At 62.1% G+C, this 21,073-nt stretch carries 32 protein-coding genes; 27 read left to right on the top strand and 5 right to left on the bottom strand.

Annotated features, from left to right (window positions below; translation table 11 throughout):
- Positions 1-14: 14 nt before the first annotated feature.
- The 3 genes from SR3_RS25750 to SR3_RS31955 all read right to left on the bottom strand — a co-directional run bounded on the left by SR3_RS25750 (position 15) and on the right by SR3_RS31955 (position 1,295).
- Complete coding sequence (locus tag SR3_RS25750; protein ID WP_157099110.1) at positions 15-263, bottom strand: hypothetical protein; 249 nt, start codon at positions 261-263, stop codon at positions 15-17.
- An 81-nt stretch (positions 264-344) separates the two neighbouring features.
- Positions 345-728 (bottom strand): hypothetical protein, encoded by a 384-nt coding sequence (locus tag SR3_RS25755; RefSeq protein WP_157099111.1) that lies wholly within the window; start codon positions 726-728, stop codon positions 345-347.
- A 15-nt stretch (positions 729-743) separates the two neighbouring features.
- Positions 744-1,295, bottom strand: coding sequence for a LexA family protein (locus tag SR3_RS31955; protein ID WP_169805709.1), 552 nt, complete (start codon positions 1,293-1,295; stop codon positions 744-746).
- Positions 1,296-1,429: 134 nt separating this feature from the next.
- Between SR3_RS31955 and SR3_RS31960 the strand changes: the two genes are divergently transcribed.
- The 13 genes from SR3_RS31960 to SR3_RS31655 all read left to right on the top strand — a co-directional run bounded on the left by SR3_RS31960 (position 1,430) and on the right by SR3_RS31655 (position 6,821).
- Positions 1,430-1,648, top strand: a complete 219-nt coding sequence (locus SR3_RS31960) for a carph-isopro domain-containing protein (protein ID WP_068092688.1) — start codon at positions 1,430-1,432, stop codon at positions 1,646-1,648.
- A complete protein-coding gene (locus SR3_RS31965) occupies positions 1,645-1,839 on the top strand; it encodes a hypothetical protein (protein WP_068092691.1) in 195 nt (64 codons plus the stop codon). The genes SR3_RS31960 and SR3_RS31965 overlap by 4 nt, the downstream gene beginning before the upstream one ends.
- Positions 1,839-2,123, top strand: coding sequence for a hypothetical protein (locus SR3_RS25775; RefSeq protein ID WP_068092693.1), 285 nt, complete (start codon positions 1,839-1,841; stop codon positions 2,121-2,123). Before SR3_RS31965 ends, SR3_RS25775 begins: the two co-directional genes overlap by 1 nt.
- 39 nt (positions 2,124-2,162) lie before the next feature.
- Positions 2,163-2,465, top strand: a complete 303-nt coding sequence (locus SR3_RS25780; protein ID WP_068092694.1) for a LexA family protein — start codon at positions 2,163-2,165, stop codon at positions 2,463-2,465.
- Positions 2,458-2,922, top strand: a complete 465-nt coding sequence (locus SR3_RS25785) for a hypothetical protein (protein ID WP_157099113.1) — start codon at positions 2,458-2,460, stop codon at positions 2,920-2,922. The genes SR3_RS25780 and SR3_RS25785 overlap by 8 nt, the downstream gene beginning before the upstream one ends.
- 133 nt (positions 2,923-3,055) lie before the next feature.
- The gene (locus tag SR3_RS25790; protein WP_068092697.1) at positions 3,056-3,322 is read left to right on the top strand and encodes a hypothetical protein; all 267 of its coding nucleotides are present in this window, start codon (positions 3,056-3,058) and stop codon (positions 3,320-3,322) included.
- Entirely contained in the window at positions 3,319-3,756 is a 438-nt protein-coding gene (locus SR3_RS25795; protein ID WP_084455927.1) for a DUF1064 domain-containing protein, read from the top strand. Before SR3_RS25790 ends, SR3_RS25795 begins: the two co-directional genes overlap by 4 nt.
- On the top strand, positions 3,756-4,211 hold the full coding sequence (locus tag SR3_RS25800) for a hypothetical protein (protein ID WP_068092700.1): 456 nt from the start codon (positions 3,756-3,758) through the stop codon (positions 4,209-4,211). Before SR3_RS25795 ends, SR3_RS25800 begins: the two co-directional genes overlap by 1 nt.
- Complete coding sequence (locus SR3_RS31645; protein ID WP_157099114.1) at positions 4,208-4,381, top strand: hypothetical protein; 174 nt, start codon at positions 4,208-4,210, stop codon at positions 4,379-4,381. The genes SR3_RS25800 and SR3_RS31645 overlap by 4 nt, the downstream gene beginning before the upstream one ends.
- Positions 4,378-5,439, top strand: a complete 1,062-nt coding sequence (locus tag SR3_RS31650; RefSeq protein ID WP_157099115.1) for a hypothetical protein — start codon at positions 4,378-4,380, stop codon at positions 5,437-5,439. The genes SR3_RS31645 and SR3_RS31650 overlap by 4 nt, the downstream gene beginning before the upstream one ends.
- A 59-nt stretch (positions 5,440-5,498) precedes the next feature.
- Positions 5,499-5,879 (top strand): MarR family winged helix-turn-helix transcriptional regulator, encoded by a 381-nt coding sequence (locus tag SR3_RS25810; protein ID WP_068092754.1) that lies wholly within the window; start codon positions 5,499-5,501, stop codon positions 5,877-5,879.
- Positions 5,879-6,487 (top strand): terminase small subunit, encoded by a 609-nt coding sequence (locus tag SR3_RS25815; RefSeq protein WP_068092705.1) that lies wholly within the window; start codon positions 5,879-5,881, stop codon positions 6,485-6,487. The genes SR3_RS25810 and SR3_RS25815 overlap by 1 nt, the downstream gene beginning before the upstream one ends.
- A gap of 184 nt (positions 6,488-6,671) precedes the next feature.
- Positions 6,672-6,821 carry a hypothetical protein gene (locus tag SR3_RS31655; RefSeq protein WP_157099116.1) on the top strand — a complete coding sequence of 50 codons (150 nt, stop codon included), beginning with the start codon at positions 6,672-6,674 and terminating at the stop codon, positions 6,819-6,821.
- 34 nt (positions 6,822-6,855) lie between these two features.
- Here the strand turns inward: SR3_RS31655 and SR3_RS31660 are convergent, their stop codons facing one another.
- The gene (locus SR3_RS31660; protein ID WP_157099117.1) at positions 6,856-7,722 is read right to left on the bottom strand and encodes a hypothetical protein; all 867 of its coding nucleotides are present in this window, start codon (positions 7,720-7,722) and stop codon (positions 6,856-6,858) included.
- A gap of 82 nt (positions 7,723-7,804) precedes the next feature.
- On the opposite strand from SR3_RS31660, the gene SR3_RS25820 reads away from it, so the two are divergent.
- Positions 7,805-9,316 carry a terminase gene (locus SR3_RS25820; protein ID WP_068092708.1) on the top strand — a complete coding sequence of 504 codons (1,512 nt, stop codon included), beginning with the start codon at positions 7,805-7,807 and terminating at the stop codon, positions 9,314-9,316.
- Positions 9,303-9,482 carry a hypothetical protein gene (locus tag SR3_RS25825; protein ID WP_068092712.1) on the top strand — a complete coding sequence of 60 codons (180 nt, stop codon included), beginning with the start codon at positions 9,303-9,305 and terminating at the stop codon, positions 9,480-9,482. Before SR3_RS25820 ends, SR3_RS25825 begins: the two co-directional genes overlap by 14 nt.
- Here the strand turns inward: SR3_RS25825 and SR3_RS25830 are convergent.
- Positions 9,479-9,760 (bottom strand): hypothetical protein, encoded by a 282-nt coding sequence (locus tag SR3_RS25830; RefSeq protein ID WP_068092716.1) that lies wholly within the window; start codon positions 9,758-9,760, stop codon positions 9,479-9,481. The two genes, SR3_RS25825 and SR3_RS25830, sit on opposite strands and share 4 nt — an antisense overlap.
- A gap of 143 nt (positions 9,761-9,903) precedes the next feature.
- Between SR3_RS25830 and SR3_RS30930 the strand changes: the two genes are divergently transcribed.
- From SR3_RS30930 to SR3_RS25885, 12 genes are all read left to right on the top strand, one after another.
- Positions 9,904-10,098, top strand: a complete 195-nt coding sequence (locus SR3_RS30930) for a hypothetical protein (protein ID WP_084455928.1) — start codon at positions 9,904-9,906, stop codon at positions 10,096-10,098.
- Positions 10,099-10,101: 3 nt separating this feature from the next.
- A complete protein-coding gene (locus tag SR3_RS25835; RefSeq protein ID WP_245654105.1) occupies positions 10,102-11,763 on the top strand; it encodes a portal protein in 1,662 nt (553 codons plus the stop codon).
- Positions 11,760-12,098 carry a hypothetical protein gene (locus SR3_RS25840; RefSeq protein WP_068092721.1) on the top strand — a complete coding sequence of 113 codons (339 nt, stop codon included), beginning with the start codon at positions 11,760-11,762 and terminating at the stop codon, positions 12,096-12,098. Before SR3_RS25835 ends, SR3_RS25840 begins: the two co-directional genes overlap by 4 nt.
- Positions 12,052-12,810 (top strand): hypothetical protein, encoded by a 759-nt coding sequence (locus tag SR3_RS25845; RefSeq protein ID WP_157099118.1) that lies wholly within the window; start codon positions 12,052-12,054, stop codon positions 12,808-12,810. The genes SR3_RS25840 and SR3_RS25845 overlap by 47 nt, the downstream gene beginning before the upstream one ends.
- 13 nt (positions 12,811-12,823) lie before the next feature.
- Positions 12,824-13,837, top strand: a complete 1,014-nt coding sequence (locus tag SR3_RS25850; RefSeq protein ID WP_068092726.1) for a major capsid protein — start codon at positions 12,824-12,826, stop codon at positions 13,835-13,837.
- Positions 13,838-13,850: 13 nt separating this feature from the next.
- The gene (locus tag SR3_RS25855) at positions 13,851-14,300 is read left to right on the top strand and encodes a Bbp16 family capsid cement protein (RefSeq protein ID WP_068092729.1); all 450 of its coding nucleotides are present in this window, start codon (positions 13,851-13,853) and stop codon (positions 14,298-14,300) included.
- Entirely contained in the window at positions 14,300-14,503 is a 204-nt protein-coding gene (locus SR3_RS25860; protein ID WP_068092732.1) for a hypothetical protein, read from the top strand. The genes SR3_RS25855 and SR3_RS25860 overlap by 1 nt, the downstream gene beginning before the upstream one ends.
- A gap of 99 nt (positions 14,504-14,602) precedes the next feature.
- Positions 14,603-15,238, top strand: coding sequence for a hypothetical protein (locus SR3_RS25865; RefSeq protein WP_068092737.1), 636 nt, complete (start codon positions 14,603-14,605; stop codon positions 15,236-15,238).
- Positions 15,235-17,616, top strand: a complete 2,382-nt coding sequence (locus tag SR3_RS25870) for a hypothetical protein (RefSeq protein ID WP_245654106.1) — start codon at positions 15,235-15,237, stop codon at positions 17,614-17,616. Before SR3_RS25865 ends, SR3_RS25870 begins: the two co-directional genes overlap by 4 nt.
- A complete protein-coding gene (locus SR3_RS25875; protein WP_068092738.1) occupies positions 17,609-18,070 on the top strand; it encodes a hypothetical protein in 462 nt (153 codons plus the stop codon). Before SR3_RS25870 ends, SR3_RS25875 begins: the two co-directional genes overlap by 8 nt.
- Positions 18,070-18,582, top strand: coding sequence for a hypothetical protein (locus SR3_RS25880; protein ID WP_068092739.1), 513 nt, complete (start codon positions 18,070-18,072; stop codon positions 18,580-18,582). The genes SR3_RS25875 and SR3_RS25880 overlap by 1 nt, the downstream gene beginning before the upstream one ends.
- A 13-nt stretch (positions 18,583-18,595) precedes the next feature.
- Positions 18,596-20,764: a transglycosylase SLT domain-containing protein gene (locus SR3_RS25885; protein WP_068092745.1), complete on the top strand. Its 2,169-nt coding sequence runs from the start codon at positions 18,596-18,598 to the stop codon at positions 20,762-20,764.
- The last annotated feature ends 309 nt before the right edge of the window (positions 20,765-21,073 follow it).

The raw sequence follows: 21,073 nt of genomic DNA on the forward strand, positions 1-21,073 counted from the left end.
GGGGGGGGGGGGCGTCATGCTGCCAGCTCCCACGCAACGATGTCGAAATCCGAGCCGGTCAGGCTCCAGCGGGCGGTGTCAGCCTGCCAGCCAGCAGCGTCTGCCCGGCCCTCGCGGCGGGTCAGGGTGCCATTGCGCAGGCGCACGTGGACGCGGCGGCCGATGCTTTCGCGCGGCTGGGCGCCGATGTTGCGCTCCATGGCGCGGCTGGCCCCTACCGGGACGCTACTCTGGGCTGAAATGGTGTTGGCAGCAGATGCCATGAGATTGCCTCCAGCGGGTTGCTGAAGACAGGCTTATCCGGTTTTCGGATAATCAGTCAATCCGAATTTCGGATATTTCTTTCACCGCCGATTTGGCGGCGTAGCCCTCACCCTCGAAACTAGTGCGATAACTATCCGCATCAGCGCGTTGCAAACTGCAAATAAAGCGACGGTGAGAACATAGGCACCCATCGCCTTAGCAAGCTTGCCCTCAAGCAAGTTCCCCATCGCGGCTAGCGTCAGTAGAAGGGATGCCGGAAGCATACAGAATAATGCCGCCCATGCGTTAGTGATTGGCGCGCGCTTCGATATGAAATAGGCGCTGGGAATCGCAATCATTGAAACCACCATGGCGCCCCCATTGGCAGCTATGAATGATCCAAGGCCTTCGCCATATTCTCCAGGCCAGAGAAATAGGACGGATGAAATATAGATAGTATAGGCGCAATCTTTGAAGGTCAGCACTATACCGCTCCGTCCTTATAGGCCTTGGTCATTCCCGTATGAGACGATGCGGCCAATCACCCGAATTTCATGCTCATGCATGAAGATCGTTTGATGATCAGTGTTGTTTGAAACTGGCTCAAAGCGCGCCGGATTATTGCGATAGCGCTTGATTGTTGCGTCGCCTTCGCCGTTGGAGATCAGGTAGACTTTCATCTCATAGAGCGCGCGACTGTCGGGATCGACTGCCGCCCAGCCCCCCTCGGGCAGAAGAAGGTTCATGCTATCGCCATCAACTTCGACGGCAAACAGCATGTTCCTTCCGGGCACTTTTCGCATGGGCATCGTATAACCTGGGATTTGTACTGCCTCGCGCCATACTCCCGCAGATGCGATGCCAATGACTGGCACCATGACGACACTAGGCTTCTCGTCAGCGGGGCCGTCTTGGCCAAGTGCTTTCTCGATTTTTAGGCGCTCATCAATTTTGACGCGGCGCTTTCCGAGCAAGATGTTTGAAATTGCCGACTGGCTTGGGAAACCGGCGGCCTTCGCCAGTTCGGTCTGGTTTAAACCCAGCTCGCCCATGCGGTCTCTCATCCAGCGGGTGAACGCAGATTCTTCCATGTCCGACCTTTGGCATGAACCGGGCGCGCCGTGTTGTGCGAAAAGTGGATAATTGGGACTTGTGGAAATATCCGAATTTCGGATAAGCATAATGCATGGACCCTGTAGACGAAATTTTCGATGCGTTCGGCGGCCCGACAGCAATCGCGGCGGCCACCGGAATTGCCGTGCAGACCGTGTGCGATTGGCGGGCGAAAGGCAGGAAGAATATTCCGACCTGGCGCCGTCCGGCGGTGCTTGGTGCCGCTGGCGCGCGGGGCCTCGCCATGTCCGGCAAAGCTTTGGCGTATCTCGCCTGCACGGAGGCAGCATGAAGGAAATCCCTCTCCCGCCGCTGGGTGTGCCTGTGCGGTGCAATGCGACCGGGATCGATGGCGTTGTGATTTGCCATGAGATCTGGGTGGACCGCACGCCGCGCGTGGGCATCCAGCGGGGGGGCGTCGATCAGAACGGCATGCCCTGGGAAATTCACTGGCAGTTCCCCCGTTGGCTGGAGACCGTGTGATGTCCGATATCTGGCAACCCCGCGATCTGGCGGTGTGCATCCGCCTTGGCGAGTGGAAGGTGCAGCCGGGCTGCTCGCGCGGCATTCCACGCTGTGGCCAGCTGCTGGAGGTCGATCTGGTGGTCGATCATCCCGAGCAGGGCACAGGCCTGGGCTTTCGCGAGTTCACCGGCCAGCGCGGGCTCTACCGGGCTGGGCTGTTCCTCAAGGTCACGCCGGGCGCGCCCGATGCCGAGGATCTGGCGGTGCAAGCCGAATACCAGCGCAATCGCGAGGAGTTCTGACGGATGTGCCCCCCGATTAGAAACGTCGCGTTTGAGGCGATGGATGAGACGATCCGCCAGCAGATCGCGGTGGTGATCTACATTCGCGGCTATCAGCGCGCCCATGATGGGCTGGTGCCGACGGTGAGCGAGATTGCCAAGGGCCTGCAGATGAGCCGGAGCCATATTCATGGGCTGATCGATGCCTGTGTCGCCTGCGGCTGGCTCGAGCGCCTGCCGCGCCGCGCACGTGGCCTGCGCGTTCTGGTCGATCTTCCGGTGCCCACGGCGCCCGACGGCGCGCCGCTTCATTTCATTCCTGTGCTCGCGAAGCCTGTTTCCCATGGAGAGCAACATGGCTGAGCCGTGCAACACTGTCGTTCCTCCAATTCGCTCGGTTGACGAAGGCGAGTTCCGAAGCAAATTCATCACGTTGCTGCATCGTTTGGTCGGCACGCATGGTGAACCCAAGGTGGCGTTCGCCCTGGGCGTGACACAGCGGCAGATGCAGAACCTCTACAAGGGCTCCCTGCCCGGCCTGCATCGCGCCTGGAACCTGCTGTCGCTCGATCCCACGGCCATGGATGAGATCGCCGCGTTGTATGGGATGCAGATGCGCCCCGCCAGCACCAGCGCCGGGGATGATCTGGATACGATCATGCGGCTGGCCGATTACGTGAGCCAGTATCTGGGCGTGATGGCCGATGGCCGCCGCGATCATCGCGAGACGCTTGCTCTGGCCGGGCCGGGGCGCGTGCTGGCCTCTCGCCTGCTGGCCCTCGTGGCCGAGGCCGAAGAAATCCGAAAGCCATCGGCATGAGGCCACGCCGGAAACAGACAGGGCCGCCCGGCTCCTGAGCCTGCCCCGGCTGGCCACGTGCCCGCCACCCTTCTGAAACGACAATCCTGCGCCAGCCAAGCCCGCATGGCGCCAGCGATAAGGTGTTGCCCAGATGAATGCTGCCGAGCTGCGGGAGGGGCTGACATGCAAGCCCAAGCCGCCAACGCTGAAATTGCATCGCGTGATGGTGGCTCTGCGCCGGCGCGCGGTCGAGCGTGCCGAGATCTGCGTGGTGTTGGCCCGGGCCCGGATGGCCGAAGCCGTGGCGGCAGCTGAACAGGCAGAGGCCGAGATGGCCGAATGGATCGCCGCCAATCCCCAAGCAATCGAGCCCGATGATGCGGAGTTCGATGACCTCCAGATCGAGATGTTTCCATGAACAGAGCGCGAAGCATTATCCGCCGGGCCACGGGACGGCTGGGGCGCGAGGCCCTTGTTGCCCCTGCGCCGAAGGCCAAGGGCAACAAGTTCGGCGCCAAGTTGGCCGGGTGCCAGAATGGGCACCAGCACCATAGCCGGGCTGAGGCCTATCGCTGCAACAACCTCCACCTGCTGGAGCGCGGTGGAGTGATCCGCTCGCTCGTCCAGCAGCCGCAGTTCTGGTTCTCGGTCAATGGCCGACAGGTGAAGCACGAGAACGGGCGCCGCGTGGGCTACAAGGCTGACTTCGCCTATGAAGAGGCCGACGGCCAGGGCGGCTGGCGGCCTGTGGTTGAGGATGTGAAGGGGCCTTACCGCGATGATGCCTGGACCCTGCGCAAGGCCCTGTTCCGCGTGCTGTTCCCGACTGTCGATCTGCGGGAGGTTGCGTGATGCCCAGCAAACCAAGCGGTGCGCTGTTCGAGGCGCGCGTGGCAGAAACCTACAGCCTGATCTGCGCAGCTGCAGCGGCGGGTGAGAAGTGCCCGACAGACCAGGATCTTGCTGATCACTTCAACATTACCACCATCAGCCAGGCTTCGCTCTATGTGAACACGCTGGCGAAGCGCGGGCAGATCGTCATCAACAGGGGCAACCGGTGCCGCGTGGTGTCGATCATGGAAACCGGCCAGACGACGGCTGTCCCGCCACGTAAGCAGCGTTCATCCTCCCCTAGGGCCGCCGCGAACTTCATTCTGAACTCTCCAGAGATGCAGGCCCACAGGTCCGCACTCCGCGAGGGAGAAGCGGCGCGGCTGGCCGCGCTGGTCACCGTGGATCGCACGCCATGCGGCGTGTGCGGCGTGCGGGGCGATATCGGCTGCAAACATAACAGGGGGAATGCATGACGGTCATTCGCTTTCCGCTGGGCTCCTACAGCACCGGTCGTGAGGCCGAGCGCCTGTATCGCGCGAAACTGGCCGTGCGGCTGGGCTTGGCGCACGATGATATCCGCCAGATCTTCGACATGGATGATGGCGAGATCGCCCGTCTGGCCGGTGAGGTGGGAGCCAGATGAGCAACCACATCGTATCAGAGGTTCACAAGCGCAAGCTGGGCTCTTTGGCCCGCATGGCCGTCATGGCGTTGCTGGCCGACAAGGCAAGTGACGATGGCTCAGGCATCTGGGCGTCCAAACAGACGATGGCCGATGAGCTGGACACCACCAAGCCCACGGTGCGTGCGGCCATTCAAGGGCTGATCGAGGACAAGCTGCTGGAAGAGGTCGGGCGGAGGCCCTGTCAGGCCGGATATACGGTGGAATACAGGATCGACGTTGCAGCATTGCGCCGCCTGCCGTTGGTCCGCGCCCATCGCGAGAAGGGGGAAAGAAGCTTGACCGGTAAAGCTGCTTTACCGGTCAAGCCTGTTGACCGGTCAAGCTATGTTACCGGTCAAGCTGCTATACGGGAGGGGTCAAGCAGCTTTACCCAAACCTCCCTTGAACCAATTAATAATACCCCCCCTACCCCCCGTGCCGGGGGGCGGAAGAAGCGGGTTGAAATTTCGGATTGTTGGAAGGTGCCCGATCTGGCCGCCCTGCCCGACAATGCACGAACCGCTGTCAACCATTGGCCTGCCGGAACCTATGCGGCGCAGGCCGAGGTGTTCCTGTCAGAGCACAGGGGCACTGGGACCCGCCGCGCCAATTGGGACTCGCTGTGGGCCGCCTACGTGCTGCGTATCCATGGCAAGGTGATGCGCGACGCCAAGGCCGGGGTGCTGGTCACCGCGCCGGTGAGCGCCGCCGATGCGCCGCGTATGCCTACCCGATCGGTGCCCTTCACCCCGGCGAAGGCGCGGGAAAACGATAAGTCTGAGCAGCTGCATGCCCGGCTGTCGTATGCTCTCGGTTCTGATGTCTGGGAGCGGTGGTTCATGCCTGCCGCGCTGATCTTCGATGGCGAGGGCCTGACAGTGGTTTCCCCGAGCCAGACGCATCGCGAGCGCCTCGAAACATACCACGCCATGGCGATCAGCGCCGCCCTCGATGCTCTGGGCTGGGGTGTGGATTGGACCCGCTTCGATGTGATGGTGCACCCTCCCCGGCGCGCCAAAGCCCCGGCCTCGGGGTGAATGCCCCCGCAATTCAAACGCATTTCACGCTGCCCTATTCTGCCTGCCCGGAGATCGTCATGCTTCAGACCACGCTGTTTCCCGTCAATGATCCTTTCCCCTCGCCTGCGGAGCTGTCGCCCGCCGAACAGGCGATTTACCGCGCCCTGTATGAGGCTGCGGATGCCGGGCAGGTTTGCCCGAACTATCTCGACCTCAATGAGGTCGCGGGCTTTGAATCGTCCAGCGCCTCGCCCAATGTGGTGAAGCGCCTTGAGGCCAAGGGCCTGATCAAGGTGATCCGCTTCCAGCGCTTCCGCGAAGTGCAGATCGTGGCCACCGGCAAATGGACGGCCCGCAGCCGCGCCATGCACAAGGATAATCCGCATGTGCCGCGCGGCACCCGGTCGCGCGGGCCGCGCCCGACGGATCGCAAGCCCTACAAGTCTCGGGGGAACTGATGGCTGCCAAATCCACGAAGAAACCGGCGCCGCGCAAGAAAGCGGCGCCGAAGCGGAAGGCTGGCGTATCATCGCGCCCGCTCACCGATAGGCAGCAACTGTTCGTCGAGCATTACCTCAAGCACCTCAACGCGACGCAGGCCTACATCGATGCGGGCTATGCCCCAAAGAACGCCGACAAGAGCGGCCCGGCACTTCTAGGGAATTCTAGGGTTGCTGGCGCGATCAGCGAAGCGATGGGCGAGCGCAGCGCGCGGGTGAAGATCGATGCTGACTGGGTGCTCCAGCGTCTGGGCGAGGATGTCGAGGCTGATATGGCTGAGATCTATGACGAGACGGGCAATATTAAGCCAGTCCGCGAATGGCCCATCGTTTGGCGCAAGGGCTTGGTGGCCGGTGTCGAGACGATTGAGGAGCGCGACGAAGACGGCAAGGTGACCGGTTTTGTCCGCAAGGTAAGGCTGGCCGACCGCTCCAAGCTGAAGGAGATGCTGGGCCGCCATGTCGGCGTGCAGGCCTTCAAGGATCGGGTGGAGCATGATGTGACGCCCGATCTGGCGGCGGCGATTGCTGCGGGCAACGCCCGTGTGAATGGAGGTGCGGCATGATCTGGTATCTGATTTTCTGCTCTGCGTTCGATGATCATGCGCCGCGCATGCGCGCGCTCTGTACCACACCGGTTCAGATGACCAGCCAGCGCGCATGTGACTTCGTTGGCCGGAACATGGTCGCCACAGCTGGCGATACGGCTGATGATAGCCGTTCCCGCTATCGGTGTGTGGGGGTCCGGCCATGAGGCGCGTGATCGGTGTTTTCCTGTTCCTCGACGGCTTTTGGCCGTCAGGTACAGCTGAGCATGATTCGGTGTGGCGTGCCGCTCTTCTGTTTGGTGGATGTCTGCTGCTGGCTGCCGACAAGATCGCAGAAGGGAAAAAGGAATGACTTCATGCCGTTAGCATTTGCGTTCCTGTTGGGCCTAGGTGGCCTCATTGCCTCTGGAGGCAATGCGCATCCTTCCTCCTTGTCCGTTGGGGCCGTCATCAGTTCCGTGGAACTCGACCTGGATGGATGTTTGATGAGCTTGTCCAAAAACATCTTTGTAATGGAAAGTTCCACGCGCATACACGACTGCCATACCCGACATGATGTTGGAGTGAATCTGCGAAGGAAGGACTACGTCAGATGCCATTGTTACGCGGAACGGCTGGTCTTTGTGTGCCGTTATTTGCGGCCTATCTCCGATAAAAGTTTCTGCCAACACCTCGTCATCCCAATTCCAATTAGGGGGGCGGACAACGGCAACTCCAGCAAATGCTCCGTCTACAGCGGGAGTAGAGCCGTAGTTTACTATGTTAACGGGGATCTCGATTACTTTCTCGCTCTTGACCACGCCAACTCCCACGAGGTCGAGACGCACATAAGCGCGCAATTGCCGCTTAGAGGTGTCTTCACTAAGCTCGATGGCCCTGTCAGTCTGCTTGAGAGTAAGGATCAGGGCGATAAACCCACCCAGGCTTACGAACAGAGAAAGCCCTGCAATATAATTGGAGTACTCGGACCAATTTGCAGCGTCCCGCGCCGCATTCGCAGCTGTCCATTGGGCACACAGATCGGACTGATGATCCTGTGGAATGCCTTTACAAGTGTTTTTATCTGGAGAGCTTGCGGCACTTTTTTCCTGCCGTTCCAAAGCCGCAGAAATCTTCGAAAGCGCTTCGCCAACGCGGGGATCGGTCTGGGGATATTCTTTGGTGGTTTTTGGGTGTTCGGCGGTTAGCGTCAGCCAACCGACCATCGCAAGGACGATGCTACAGTAGATCCGACGTTTGCGCTCAGAAACCATGCTGGAAATGCCCCTTCCCCTGCTGATCGCCACCGTGAATGAGCCGTCCGATTCGGACAATGCCAATTTTTCAGGATGATGAATGCCGCCGACTTCTCCCCAGACTGACCCCCGCATCCAGCTTGCCCAGCGCATTGGCGAGTTTCGCTTTGATCCGCTAAGCCACGCGCTGTTCTCCTATCCGTGGGAGACAGACAGGCTGAAGGCGTCAGGGCCGCGCACATGGCAGCGTGAGGTCTTCCAGCAGATCCAAGAGCATTTGGAGAGCCCGAACACACGGCATCAGCCATGCCGGGTGGCCATTGCATCGGGGCACGGTATCGGAAAGTCTGCGGCTATTTCGATGGTGAACAAGTGGGCGCTGGATACCTGCGCCGACACGCGCGTGATGATCACCGCCAATACCGAGAGCCAGGTCCAGACAAAGACCAGCCCGGAAATCATCAAGTGGCAGAACCTTGCCATCACGCATGACTGGTTCCGCACCAGCACCACCAGCGTGGTTTCGCGCCAGCCAGGGCATGAGAAGATATGGCGCACCGATCTTGTTACGTGGTCGGAGAACAATACGGAGGCGTTCGCAGGCCTGCACAACGAGGGCAAGCGCATCGTCCTGATCTTTGACGAGGCGTCAGGCATCGCGGACAAGGTGTGGGAGGTGTCGTTGGGCGCGCTGACCGATGCCGATACCGAAATCATCTGGCTGGCCTTTGGCAACCCGACCCAGAACACGGGCGCTTTCCGAGAGTGCTTCGGCAAGCACCGAAAGCTTTGGAAGCAAAAGCAGATCGATAGCCGCACCGTTGAGGGCACGAACAAGGCCTATCTCAATGAGGTTGTCGATACCTACGGCGAGAACAGCGATATCGCCAAGGTCCGCGTCCGTGGGCTTTTCCCTTCGGCATCATCCATGCAGTTCATCGGGCTCGATGTGGTCGAGGCGGCACAGGCTCGCCAGCCCTTGCCGGGGCTGGCCAGTGATCCGCTCATCTATGGCGTGGACTGCGCGCGCTTCGGCGATGACAGCAGCGTGCTGGCCAAGCGGTGTGGCCGCGATGCCAAGAGCAGGCCGTGGAAGCGTTGGGACAAGATGGATTCCATGCTGGTGGCTGGCGACATCGCCCTTGAGGCACAGAAGGAACATCCCGATGCCATCATGGTCGATGTGGGCAACATCGGCGGCGGTGTGATCGACCGCTTGCGCCAGCTGCTGCCCGATACGCCGGTGATCGAAGTGGCCTTTGGTGGCGAAGGGCGCAATGCCGAGTTGGAGCCAGGCGTCACCATCAAAACTGCCAACAAGCGATCCGAGATCTGGACGAAGATGCGCGCATGGCTTCGGGGTGGTGCGATCCCTGTCAATGACCAGCTGCGCGATGATTTGGTGGGCCCGATGTATTCCTTTGCTGGCGACGATTCATCCGTGATGTTGGAGCGCAAGAAGGATATGAAGAAGCGTGGCCTATCCTCTCCAGATGACGGTGATGCGCTGGCATGCACCTTTGCCGAGCCGGTGATGCCGCGTGCGGTGCCGGGCTATCTCAACCCCCAGAACGTCAACCCGAGCGGAGGCGACCGCTATGCAGAGATATGACCCCTTCGTTGCCTATGCCGAGGCGCTGATCCAGCATGGGCATGATCGCCATTGGATCAGGCGGAACGAACCGGCGCTGCGGCGTCGGTTCGCTGTGGATCAGGTTCCTTTCCCGCCTGCCGCGCCGCCTGATCTGGGCGAGCGCGATCGTTATGGTGAGATTTAATATGAAGCTCTCACGTCGCCGGCGGCGACGGAGAACAGGTTGTTGATCAGGTTGATTTCACCCATTCTCTCGGCATCGAACAGGATTTGGACATCGACGGAGTAGATGGGGGTTACCCACTCGAGGCCCGTGAAGATTGGCACCGGGTCACTACCTCGGCGCACCTCTACCTTCGCATAATTCGAGTTCACGGGATCGCGATACCCAAAGATCGTATACGTTACCCCCTCATGCTCGAACTCTTCCTTGCGGAAAAACGTTGTGATGTTTTGCGCCATGGTTTCTGTTTCCTCTTCGGCTCTTAGAAGTCGGCTTTCGCCACTGTTGGCATATGGGTGCCGGTGCCTGATCCGCCAACCCTTCTGCGATTCAAGCCTGATTGACCCCGCCGTATCCCTCCTGGCGATCCCAGGAGACGCTGATGTGCACCCCTTCCATTCCGGCTACCCCTTCAACCCCTGAGCGACAGGCCACACAGCTGCCCGATCAGGGCGCCAGCACCAGCGCCGGCAACAGCAAGACCCAACTGCGCCGCGCGGTGATGGCGTCGATCAGCACTTCGGCCCAGGGCGCGCTCGGCACGCCCAACGTCGGCGCCCCCACGCTGGGTTCCTGATCCATGGCGATGACGCTGCGCGAGCAGGTCCAGATCCGGCTCGATGGCATGAAGAACGTGCGCATCGATATCGAGGAGGAATGCCGGGAGATTGCCCGGTTCGCGCAGCCCGCCCGCACGCGGTTCATGGCGTCGGACAAAGATAAGGGTACCGCCCGCCGCATCCGCAACAAGCGCCTGCTCGATCCGCATGGCATCGAATGCTTCCGCATCCTCACCAATGGCATGACATCGGGCCTGTCGTCGGCCTCGCGTCCGTGGTTCTCGCTGACCGTCAAGGATGAGAGCCTGGCCAATGCCGATGGCGTGCGCCCGTGGCTGGCCGAGGTCGAGCGGCGGATGTACGCCTTTCTGGCGCGCACAAACTTCTATGGCTCAGTCAAGGGCGGTTATGGGGAGATGGGCCTGTTCGGCACCGAAGGCTGCGTCATGCTGGAGCACTCGGTCAAGGGCGCCGTCTGTCATCCGCTGACCTTCGGGGAATACTGGATCGCCCTGTCCAGCGCTGGCACGCCCGACACGCTGTATCGCCGTATCCCGATGAATGTCCGCACGGCGGTGCAGGAGTTTGGCGACGCTGTCTCGCCATGGATCAGGACCGCCTACGACCAGTCGAACTATACCGGCAATGTCGAGGTCTATCAGGCGATCGAGCCCAATGACGATTTCCGGCCGGACAAGATCGGCTCCAAGCCGTTCCGCTCGGTCTATTGGGAAGGCGGGAGCCAGAAAGAGCGCGCCTTGCTGCGCGTCTCGGGCATGCGCACCCAGCCCTTCTGGGCGCCGCGCTGGGATGTGATGGGCGGCGATACCTATGGTGTCTCGCCCGGCATGGATGCCCTGCCTGCGCTGCGCGAGCTTCAGATGCAGGCCAAGCGCCGCAATGAGCTGATCGACCAGCTTGCCAAGCCCGAGACGGTGCAGCCCGCGAACGTGCGCATCACCGGCCAGCCCGGCAACCGCGTCTCGGCTCCGCAGGGCACCACGCGCGATACCGTGTTCCCTGCGTATGAGGTTCCACCGCAGGCGATCCAGGCCGTGGGCGGCGAGATCGAGAAGAATCGCACCCAGGTCGAAGGCCTTTCCTATTCCAGCCTGTTCCAGGCGATCACGAACATGGAGGGCGTGCAGCCCCGCAACATGGATGAGATCGCGGCGCGGAACGAAGAGAAGCTGATGCAGCTGGGCCCGACGATTGAGCGGGTCAATGATGAGAAGCTGGGCATCGCCATCGATCGCACCTTCGATATCATGCTGCACGGCGGAATGTTGCCCGAGCCGCCGCAGGCGCTGGCGGGCGTCAACATCGATGTCGAATGGGTTTCGATCCTTGCGCAGATGCAGCGCATGGTCGGCATGGGCCAGATCGAGCGCGTTGTAGGCTTCGTCGGCAGTCTGGCCGCCGCCTATCCCGAGGCGGCGGACAAGATCGACGCTGACGCCACGATCGATGAATATGCCTATCGCGCTGGCGCGCCGGTGCGGATGCTGCGCAGCGACGACGACGTTGCGGCGATCCGCGCGCAGCGGGCCCAGCAGCAGCAACAGCAGCAGATGGTCCAGTCCATGCCCGCCGTGAAGGACGGGGCCGAGGCGGCGCAGCTGCTGTCGCAGGCCGATGTCGGCGGCGGTCAAACCCTGCTCAACCGGATGATGCCGGCATGATCGCGCCGGTCGATGTCACCGCGCAGGATGCCGAGGTTCTGCTGCGACTTCCCGAGTTTCGGCGCTTCATGTTTGTCGCGATTCAAGCCGCCGGGATCATCGGCCAGACAGGCACTGCCAACGGGCAAATCGGGCGCGATCTCAGTGAGGGGCGCCGCAGCCTGGGGTTCGAGATGTTGCAGATGGCTGACCGTGGTCAGCCGGAGCCGCTCCGCTCACCCGACGCGCTCGCCACCCTCAACGCCATCCTGCTCGAAGCCCTCAACCCACCTGTGAAGGAAAAGACCAGTGCCCGATCCCGAAACGACCGGTTCGCCGACCTCGGCGACGACTGACAGCGCCCCTGCTGGCGGCACGCCGCCTTCGGCGCCTGTCGCGGCGCCGGGCGGTGATAGCGCCACGCCTCCGGCTTCGGGAACACCCGCCGCCCCGGTGACGCCGCCTGCTGGCAGCGCGCCTATCGAGACCAGCGCGCTGGGTGGTGATCTGCCTTCGGGCGAGACCTCGCCGCCTGCCGGTGATCCGCCTGCTGGCGATCCTGCCACGCCTCCCGCGCCCGTGCTGCCCGAAAAGTACGAGCTGGCGCTGGACGGCATGACGGTTGATCCCGCGCTGGTCGAGCTGGCCGATCCCGTTTTCCGCGAACTGAACCTGTCGAACGATCAGGCCAACCAGCTCTTGCCCGTCGCCCAGCAGATCCAGGCCAAGGCCGGTGAAGCCGCCTTGCAGCAGGTGATCGACGCGGGCGCTCGCCAGCGCGCCGAGTGGCTGGAGACGGCCAAGGCCGATCCGGAGATCGGCGGCGGCAAGTGGGACGAGACACTCCATCTGGGCGCCAAGGCGCTCGATACGCTTGGCTTCAAGGAGGGACATCCCTTCCGCCAGGCGCTCACCGAATCCGGCTTCGGCAACCATCCCGACATGCTGCGGCTCGCCCGCACGCTTGGCGAGCTGGTGTCCGAAGACGGCTCATTCCCGCGCAGTGGGGCGGGAGACAAGCGCGAAATGCCTGTCTGGGAACGCATGTACGGCAAACAGGCTGATTGAGAGGGAATGAACCATGGCCATTCTTGGTCTAAGCTACTGGAATCTGATCGACACCCTGAAGGCGGGTGACATGGTCGAAGGCAGCGTCGCCGAGGTGCTGTGCCAGGCCAACCCGTTCATGAAGGATGCCAACGTCCAGACCTGCAACAAGGGTGCACGCCATCTGGTGAACATCCGTTCCGGTCTGCCTTCCGTGTCGTGGGGCGCGCTCTATCAGGGCACGCCGCAGGGCAAGGGCAACTATACGCAGGTGGAAGATTCGACCGGCTTCATCGAAGGCCTGTCGGGCGTCGACACCCGCGTTCTTGACCTGTATCCCAAGCAGACCGGCCAGCTCCGCCTGATGGAAGCGCAGGGCTATTTCGAGGCCATCGGCCAGACCGCCGAGAGCGCGATCTGGTATTCGAACGTGGCCGTCAACGGCAAGCAGTTCCACGGCCTCGCGCCGCGTTACAACTCGCTGTCGAACCCCAACGTCGTCAACGGCGGCGGCACGGGCTCGGACAATGCCTCGATCTGGTTCGTCACGCATGGAGACATGCAGACCAGCGTGATCGTGCCTGAGAATATACCGGCGGGCATTCAGCGCCAGGATATGGGGCGCCAGCGCGTCCTCGATGGGAACGGCAATCCGTACTACATCGAGGAAGAGAAGTTCACCCAGCACCTCGGTGTATCGGTGAAGGACTGGCGCTTCAATGGACGTGCCTGCAACATCTCGATCGCTGCGGTGCAGGCTGGCACTGTCTCGCTCAATGCTCTGATGCGCAAAGTGTTTTACCGCCTTCAGGGCCGCCGCAACTACAAGATGGAAGGCCCCGGCGAAGTCAGCCCCGGGCGCACCGCCATCTACATGAACAAAACGCTGATCGAGGCGCTGGATGCTGAGAGCACCAACAGCCGTGCGACGGATAACTTCGTGCGCCTGGTGCCCAAAGAGATCCAGGGCGAAGAGGTGCAGACGTGGCGCGGTATGCCGATCCGCGAATCGGACGCCCTTCTCAGCACCGAAACCGTGGTGGCGTAAGGAGGCCAGACAGATGATCTATGATGCTTCGTTGCTGCTGAGCGATCAGCAGGCCATCACGGCCTCGGCGGCCTCCACCAACTCCTATGATGCGGGTGCAACCGGCACGCCCTACGGCGCGACGAACCCTGTTGCCCGCGATCTGGGGCATGGTGCTGAAATCCCGGTGGCGGTCAATGTCGTCGCCACCTTCAACAATCTGACCAGCTTGTCGGTAGCCTGGCAGACGGCTGACGATGCCGGCTTCACCACGAATGTCGAGACGGTCGAAACCGGTATGGCTGTGCCGGCGGCTTCGCTGGTGGCGGGCTATCAGTTCCGTGTGCCCTGGACGATCCCTCATGGCATGCGCCGTCGGTTCAATCGCCTGTTTTACACCGTCGTCGGCACCGCCCCTACCACCGGCAAGATCACCGCTGGTGTCGTCGCGGCCCGTCAGACCAACTTCGTGGGAGGCCAGTAATGGCGAGCAAGGCAAGCAACACCAGCGATACTCCGGCTCCCCGGGAGCTGGCGACCTATATCGCCAATCAGTCCGGGTATCTGAGCGGCGAAGGCCGGTTCGTGGTGGCTGGCGAGACGTTCAGCACGAAGGAGGATGTGGACTCCTGGGCTGACAAGCAGGATGCGCCAGCAACGGATTCGGCCGGGCAGGCTGACGCCTGACCTTCGGGTCAGGCACAAGGGTGGGGCTGGCGTGTGGGTCGCCAGCCCCATTTTCTATGGGCGATTCAAGCCCCGGCACCATGCCGATAGGCCAGCAATATGGCCTCACTCATCACCCTCTATAACCAGGCGCTGGCGCAGATCGCCGCCGGTGAGATTGCCGAGATCGATGAAGCGTCCATCGAGGCGCGGGAATGCAGCCGTTTCGGGCCGCCCCTGCTCGATGAGATCGCCGATTGGGAAGATTTCGAGTGGGGCCGCGAGCGTGTGCTGCTGGCCGAGGTCACCAATGACCGCCCGGCGGAATGGAAGCATGCCTATGCCGCGCCGGCGGACATGGCGGCGCCCATCGCCATTCGCAAGGTCCAGCCTGATGCGCATCACCTGCCGATCGCGGGTGACTATCCGTTCCCCTATCAGGACGCCCTGCCCCTCGCCTTCCTGTTTGAGGGCGGCAAGATCTATTGCAATGTGGAAAAGGCGACGCTGATCTATCAGCGGTCCAGGGTCACAGCGGCAGATCTGGGCGGCTTGATGTCGCGGGCCTTTGTGCTGGAACTGGCGGCCCGCATCTGCCTGCCGATCAAGAAGGATGCCGCCCTCGCATCCCGGATTATGCAGATGGCAGTTGTGGCCAAGGATGCTGCGCTGGTGGCCGAGTTCAATCGCAAGCAGCAGCACGCCATCCCCTATGTCAGTGCGGCAGAGCAGGCCAGGGCGGGGATGGACGTATGAACCCCCGGCTTACACAGGCCAATTTCAGCCATGGCGTGTTGGGCAAGCAGCTCTATGGCCGGTTCGATGTCGACGCCTATGCCGCAGCTCTCAAGACCGGGCAGAATGTCTTTGTCCTCAAATATGGCGGGATCTGTAAGCGCCCGGGCATGATGCTGGTGGCCGAGGTGCTGGATTACTCATCCGGCAATCGGCTGATCCCTTTCCAGTTCAGCCTGAGCCAGGGCTATGCTCTGGAGATGGGCAACCTCTATGTCAGTCCCTGCACGGCGGGGGGGAGGGTGCTTGAGGGTGCGCTGTCGATCACGGGCATTACCGCCGCCGCACAGGCCCAGCTGGCGGTGGCCGGTCACGGCTATGTTGTGGGTGACAAGGTCTATATTGCAGGCGTGATGGGCGATCTGGGCCACTTGCTGAATGGGCGCGTCTGGTCGATTGTTGGCGTGCCGGATGCGAACCATGTGACAATCGGTGCCAGCACCTCCACCGTCGCCGCCTTTACCGCCGGTGGCACAGTGGCGCGGGCGTACAAGGCCGCGACACCCTATGGCGGGAATGAGCTGGCGGAACTCGACTATGTCGAGAACAATGATGATATGTATTTCGCCCATCTGCTCCATGCTCCGGGCGTTCTGGTGCGATCCGGGCATACCAGCTGGGCGCATGCCACGCTCACCTTCGGCGCAACTCTGTCGATCCCGGCCAATGTCACCGCCGTGGCGGAGGTCGCCAACACCGATAGTGGGAACGGTGGCCTCAACTATTACCCGTTTCCACAGACCTACGCCGTCACCGCCTATAGCGATGACACCGGGCAGGAGAGTCGATCCTCCTTGGGTGACCCCACCGGCACCATCGATGATGGCACGGGCACCGGGACAATCCCCACCTATGCCACCACGGTGGTCAATGATCTGACCTTGAAGCGAAACTTCAACGTTATCCGCTGGGATGCGGTTCCAAATGCCACGCGCTATCGGGTCTACAAGGCCGAGAACAGCCAGTTCTTCGGCTATATCGGCACCACCCAGACCCTGAGCTTTCGGGATGACAACATCGGGCCTGACCTGACGCAGGCCCCTCCCGCTGCCTATAATCCCTTCGATGCTGCGGGAGACTATCCCAGCGCGGTGGAGTTGCATGAGCAGCGCCTGATCTGGGCACGTTCAACAAACATTCCCAATGGGGTGTGGACCTCCCGCTCTGCACAGCCGAACAATATGGACAAGAGCCAGCCCACGCGGGAGGACGATAGCGTCACCTTCGCCATCATGTCAGGCGACATGAGCGAGGTGAATCAGCTGTGTTCCACCACCAAGCTGGTCGGCCTGACCTCCGGCGGAATCTACGATATCGATGGCGATGGCCAGGGCGGCATCCTGAAGGGCAATAACCCGCCCTCGGCCAAGCGGCAGAACCGCCGGGCCGCCTCGCGCCTCAAGCCGATCATGGTCGATAATGTGGTTTTCTACACCCCGGCGGTAGGCGCATCGGTTCGCACCATCGGCTATGATTTCTCGATCGATGGCCTGAAAACCAACGATGTCTCGATCTACTCGCCCCATTTTTTCCTTGGCTTCACGATTGTCGATTGGGCCTTCACCCAGGAACCGCGCGCGCTGATCTGGGCGGCCCGGGATGATGGGGCGCTGCTTTGCTTCACCTGGGAGCAGGAGCAGAACGTCTGGGGCTGGACCATCTGCGAGACCGACGGCAAGGTACTGTCCGTCTGCACCGTCACCGAGGAGGGCGAGGATCGGCTCTATCTGCTGGTGGAGCGGGTGGTGAATGGCCAGACACGGCGCTTTGTCGAGCGTCTGGCGCCCCACCTGTGGAGTGATATCACCGATTGCTGCTTCCTCGATTGCGCGATTCAGGCGACGTTCGACACACCGCAGGCGACCTTCTATGGTCTATGGCACCTTGAGGGGCGCACCGATGTTGCCGGGCTCGTCGATGGCTTCGCCGTCACCGGGCTGACGGTGAAGAATGGTAGCCTGACCTTGCCAGATACGATCGGTACGGCCAGTAAGGTGACCTTCGGCATTCCCTATACAGCCGTGGTGGAAACCCTGCCGATCCGCCTCAACCAGCAGGGCACCGGCAGCAATGTGGGTCGCAGCCAGCAGCCCGGCGAGGTGGTGCTTTCCCTGCAGGATAGCCGATCGGTGCTGGCGGGTATCGATGCTGATCATCTGTTTCTGGTCAAGCAACGCCTGGATGAGAAGCTAGGCGCGCCCGATGCCCTGATGAACGGGGATTACATCGTTTCGATGGACAACAAAGCCGGACAGCAGGCTTCGGTCTATGTCCAGCAGACTGCGCCCCTACCGCTCACGGTCTTGGGCATTTCGGTGGACCCGATCATCAATGGGTGATGCCCTTGAACTGGTGAAGGCCACCCCACGCCATGTGGGCCGGATTGCGTCGCAGATGCGCGCCATCGATCGCGCCGAGTGCGCCGCTATGGGCCGCACGCCCAAGGAGGCGCTGCGGCTCGGCCTGATGACCAGCGACAGGGCGGTGACCGCGCTTGTTCATGGCCAGCCCGCCGCCATGTTTGGCGTTGTCGTTCAGGCAGCACTGACCGGCGAGGGTCTGGCGTGGATGCTGGGAACCGACGAAGTCTATGCCCATGGGCGCCAGCTGCTGACGAAGGGGCCTGGGCTGATCGCCGGTCTGGGCGATTCATGCCGCCGTCTGAGCAACCTAATTTCTGCGGGAAACGGGAAGGCTATCCGCCTTCTCAAGCGCTGGGGCTTCACCGTGGATGATGATGTGATGATGGTGGGCGGCATGGCGTTCCTGCACTTCCATATGGAGCTGCGCTGATGTGCGCGCCTGTCGCCGCGCTCGCGCTGGCTGGGAGCGCCCTGTCGGCCATCGGTACTGGCGTCTCGGCGATCAATGCCAAGAACCAGGCCGACTATCAGGCGAAGGTGGCGGAATCGAACGCGCAGGCCGAGGCCAACGCGGCCCAGGTCGATCAGCAGAACATGCGGATCTCGGCCCTCAACCGCTATCGCCAGATTGCCCAGATCAAGGGCGCGCAGCGCGCGGGCGCGGCAGCTGGGGGCGTCACGGCGGATTACGGCACCTCCGCCGATGTTCAGGCCGATACCACCCAGCTTGGCCAGGAGGATGTGGGCCGCATCTACCAGCAGGGTTACCAGACCCAGCGCAGCCATGATATCGCCGTCTCCAATGATCTGGGTCAGGCCGCCGCTTCGCGCGCCGCCGGCACCTCGGCGCTTATCAGCGGCTTCCTCAGCGCGGGCGGTACGGCCCTGGGCGGCGCCAGCCAGTACAAGAAGCTGAAAGCCGGGAACAACTTCGGTACATAACAGGGTTTGATCCATGCCACAGGTTCCCCATTACCAGCCCGGGCAGGTTGCAGGCGTGCAGCCCAATGAGGCGCGCTTCCGGGCCTTCGACAATGGCGGCGGCGCGCTGGGCGGTCTGGCGACAGGCGCGCGACAGCTGGGTCAGGAAGTGTCCCAATATGCGACAGCGCAGGATCAGATCAATGCGCTGAACGATGACACGCAGGCGCGCAAGATGGCCATGGACGCCCATAGCCAGTTTACCGCGATCACCTCACCCTATACCCAAACAGAGGGCGGCACGGCCCGGGCCCAGCAGGGCGGGACGCTTGAGGCGCTGGGCAAGGCGCGTGACAGCCTGTTGGAAACTGCGACCAATCCGCGCATGCGCCGGCTGGCCGAGGAGCGCATTGGCACGCTCTATGCGGACAGCGCTGAGCAGATCAACAATCACGCCCTGCAGCAGACGAAGGTCGAGCGCGGCGGCGCGTTGGTGGGCCAGCAGAAGATGCTGAGTGATGGCGCCATCTCCACGCCCGATCCTGACAAACGCCTGGCACTGATCGGCCAGATGCAGGGCGCTACCAATGATCTACTGGACTTCCACGGCGTCACCGATCCCATGGCCCGCGCCTATGCGCTGCGCACTGCCACATCCAATGTGCATCGTAGCGTAATCGAGAATATGCTGTCGTCCAGCGATCCCGATATCGACATGGTGCAGGCCTATCGTGCGGCCCATCATGACGACATGACGCCTGAGGACAATCGGGCGATCAGTCAGGCGATCCAGCAGCCGCTGCAGATGCGCCAGGCGGATCATGATTTCCAGGCGGCGGTGGGGCATATGGTGCCCGAAGCCGCTGATGTTGTGGCGCCAGGGATCGGCGGCGGTGGCACCGGCGGCGTGGCCGGGCAGATGACGGCGATCACAGCCAAATCTGAAAGCGGCAACCGTGATCGCGATGAGAGCGGAAAGCTGATCACCTCGCCCAAGGGGGCGATGGGCTCCATGCAGGTGATGCCTGCCACGGCGCGCAATCCCGGGTTCGGCATCAAGCCGTGGGACGGAAAGAGCGATGATGACCTGCGGCGCGTGGGCATGCAGGTGCAGACTGCCATGCTCCAGAAATATCGCGATCCGGCCAAGGCATGGGCGGCCTACAATTGGGGGACCGGCCATCTCGACAGGGCAATCGAGAAATACGGCGATGGCTGGTTTCAGCATGCCCCCGATGAAACGAAAGCCTATGTCACCAAGAACATGGCGGCACTGGGCTCGGTCGATCAGGGCCAGGGCGGGGCCAGCGCGGGGGACTTCTCCACAGATCGCCCGCAGGACTGGGATAAAAGTAAGGTCTATGGGCTGATCGAAGGGATGGCTGATAGTCAGGGCTGGAGCTTCGAGCGCACCGAGCGCGCCAAGCGCCGTGCAGATCAGGTCATCGGCAAGGCCGATGACCTACGTGAACGCCAAGAGAAGGCAGCAGCTAACTCGGCGGTATTGTCGATTGTGGCCATGGGTGCTGACAACTTCACTTCCATGAACCAGCTGCCGCGCGCGGTGCGTGAGGGCCTGTCGCCGTCCATGCTTATGTCCCTGACCGACAAAGCGAAGGACAATGCGCAGCGCGCCACGGCGATCCCGGAGAACACGGCGGATGCGTTGCGGCTGGAGATCTTGAAGCGTCGTGATCCTGATGCCTTCATGAGCGCCAATCTGGCGGAGGTCGTCGGCAAGGTCTCCGGCAACCAGCTCAAATCCCTGGTGCTCGACCAACAGACGATGATCGGCGAGAAAAGCCGCAAGGATGCCGCCTTCGATCCCACAACCGGGATCGACAGCGCCATCACGCGCGCGCGGCGCCTACAGGGTATCAAGGTCGAGGATGGGGACTACCCGGCGGTCTATGACACGATGAAGGGGCGTATCGGCCAGATCATCGCCAGACAGGGCTCTGCGACGGCCAAGGATTACGATCAGGCCTTCAAAGATGCCGTGCGGGATGTGCCCATGCAGAGGACCATCTTTGGTTTCTCGGCTGGCCGTACCAGCACAAAGGCATTCCAACTCGATCTCGGCACCATCTCGCCCGCGCATCGCCAGGCGATTGAGGACACCTTCCAGCGGGTCAATCATCGCAAGCCAACCGATGATGAGGTCTTGAGCGTCTATCGCGCGCAGGGGGCGGGGGGGCAGTAGCGGCGCTGTCCTACAGAGGCCCGGATGTGCGATTCAATGGAAAGGCCGGGAAGCATACGCATATGCCACCCGGCCCCTTCAATAGCCGCTATCGGAAATTTCCGGAGATCCCGCGTGAAACACGAAATGTCCTATATCCGTCGCGTCTTTGCCGCGCTTTGTATGCTGGGGCTCTGGTCGCCGAACTGGTGGCTTCCCAAAGGCCCCGCACCGGTCAGTGGGTCGCAGCAATCAACCTCCATCTGATCGTACCCTGCGCGAAGGTGTGCTGGTGGTGGTTCTGAGGGGGCAGAACATGCCCATGGGTTG

Source organism: Novosphingobium rosa NBRC 15208 (assembly GCF_001598555.1).
GTDB classification, from domain to species: Bacteria; Pseudomonadota; Alphaproteobacteria; order Sphingomonadales; family Sphingomonadaceae; genus Novosphingobium; species Novosphingobium rosa.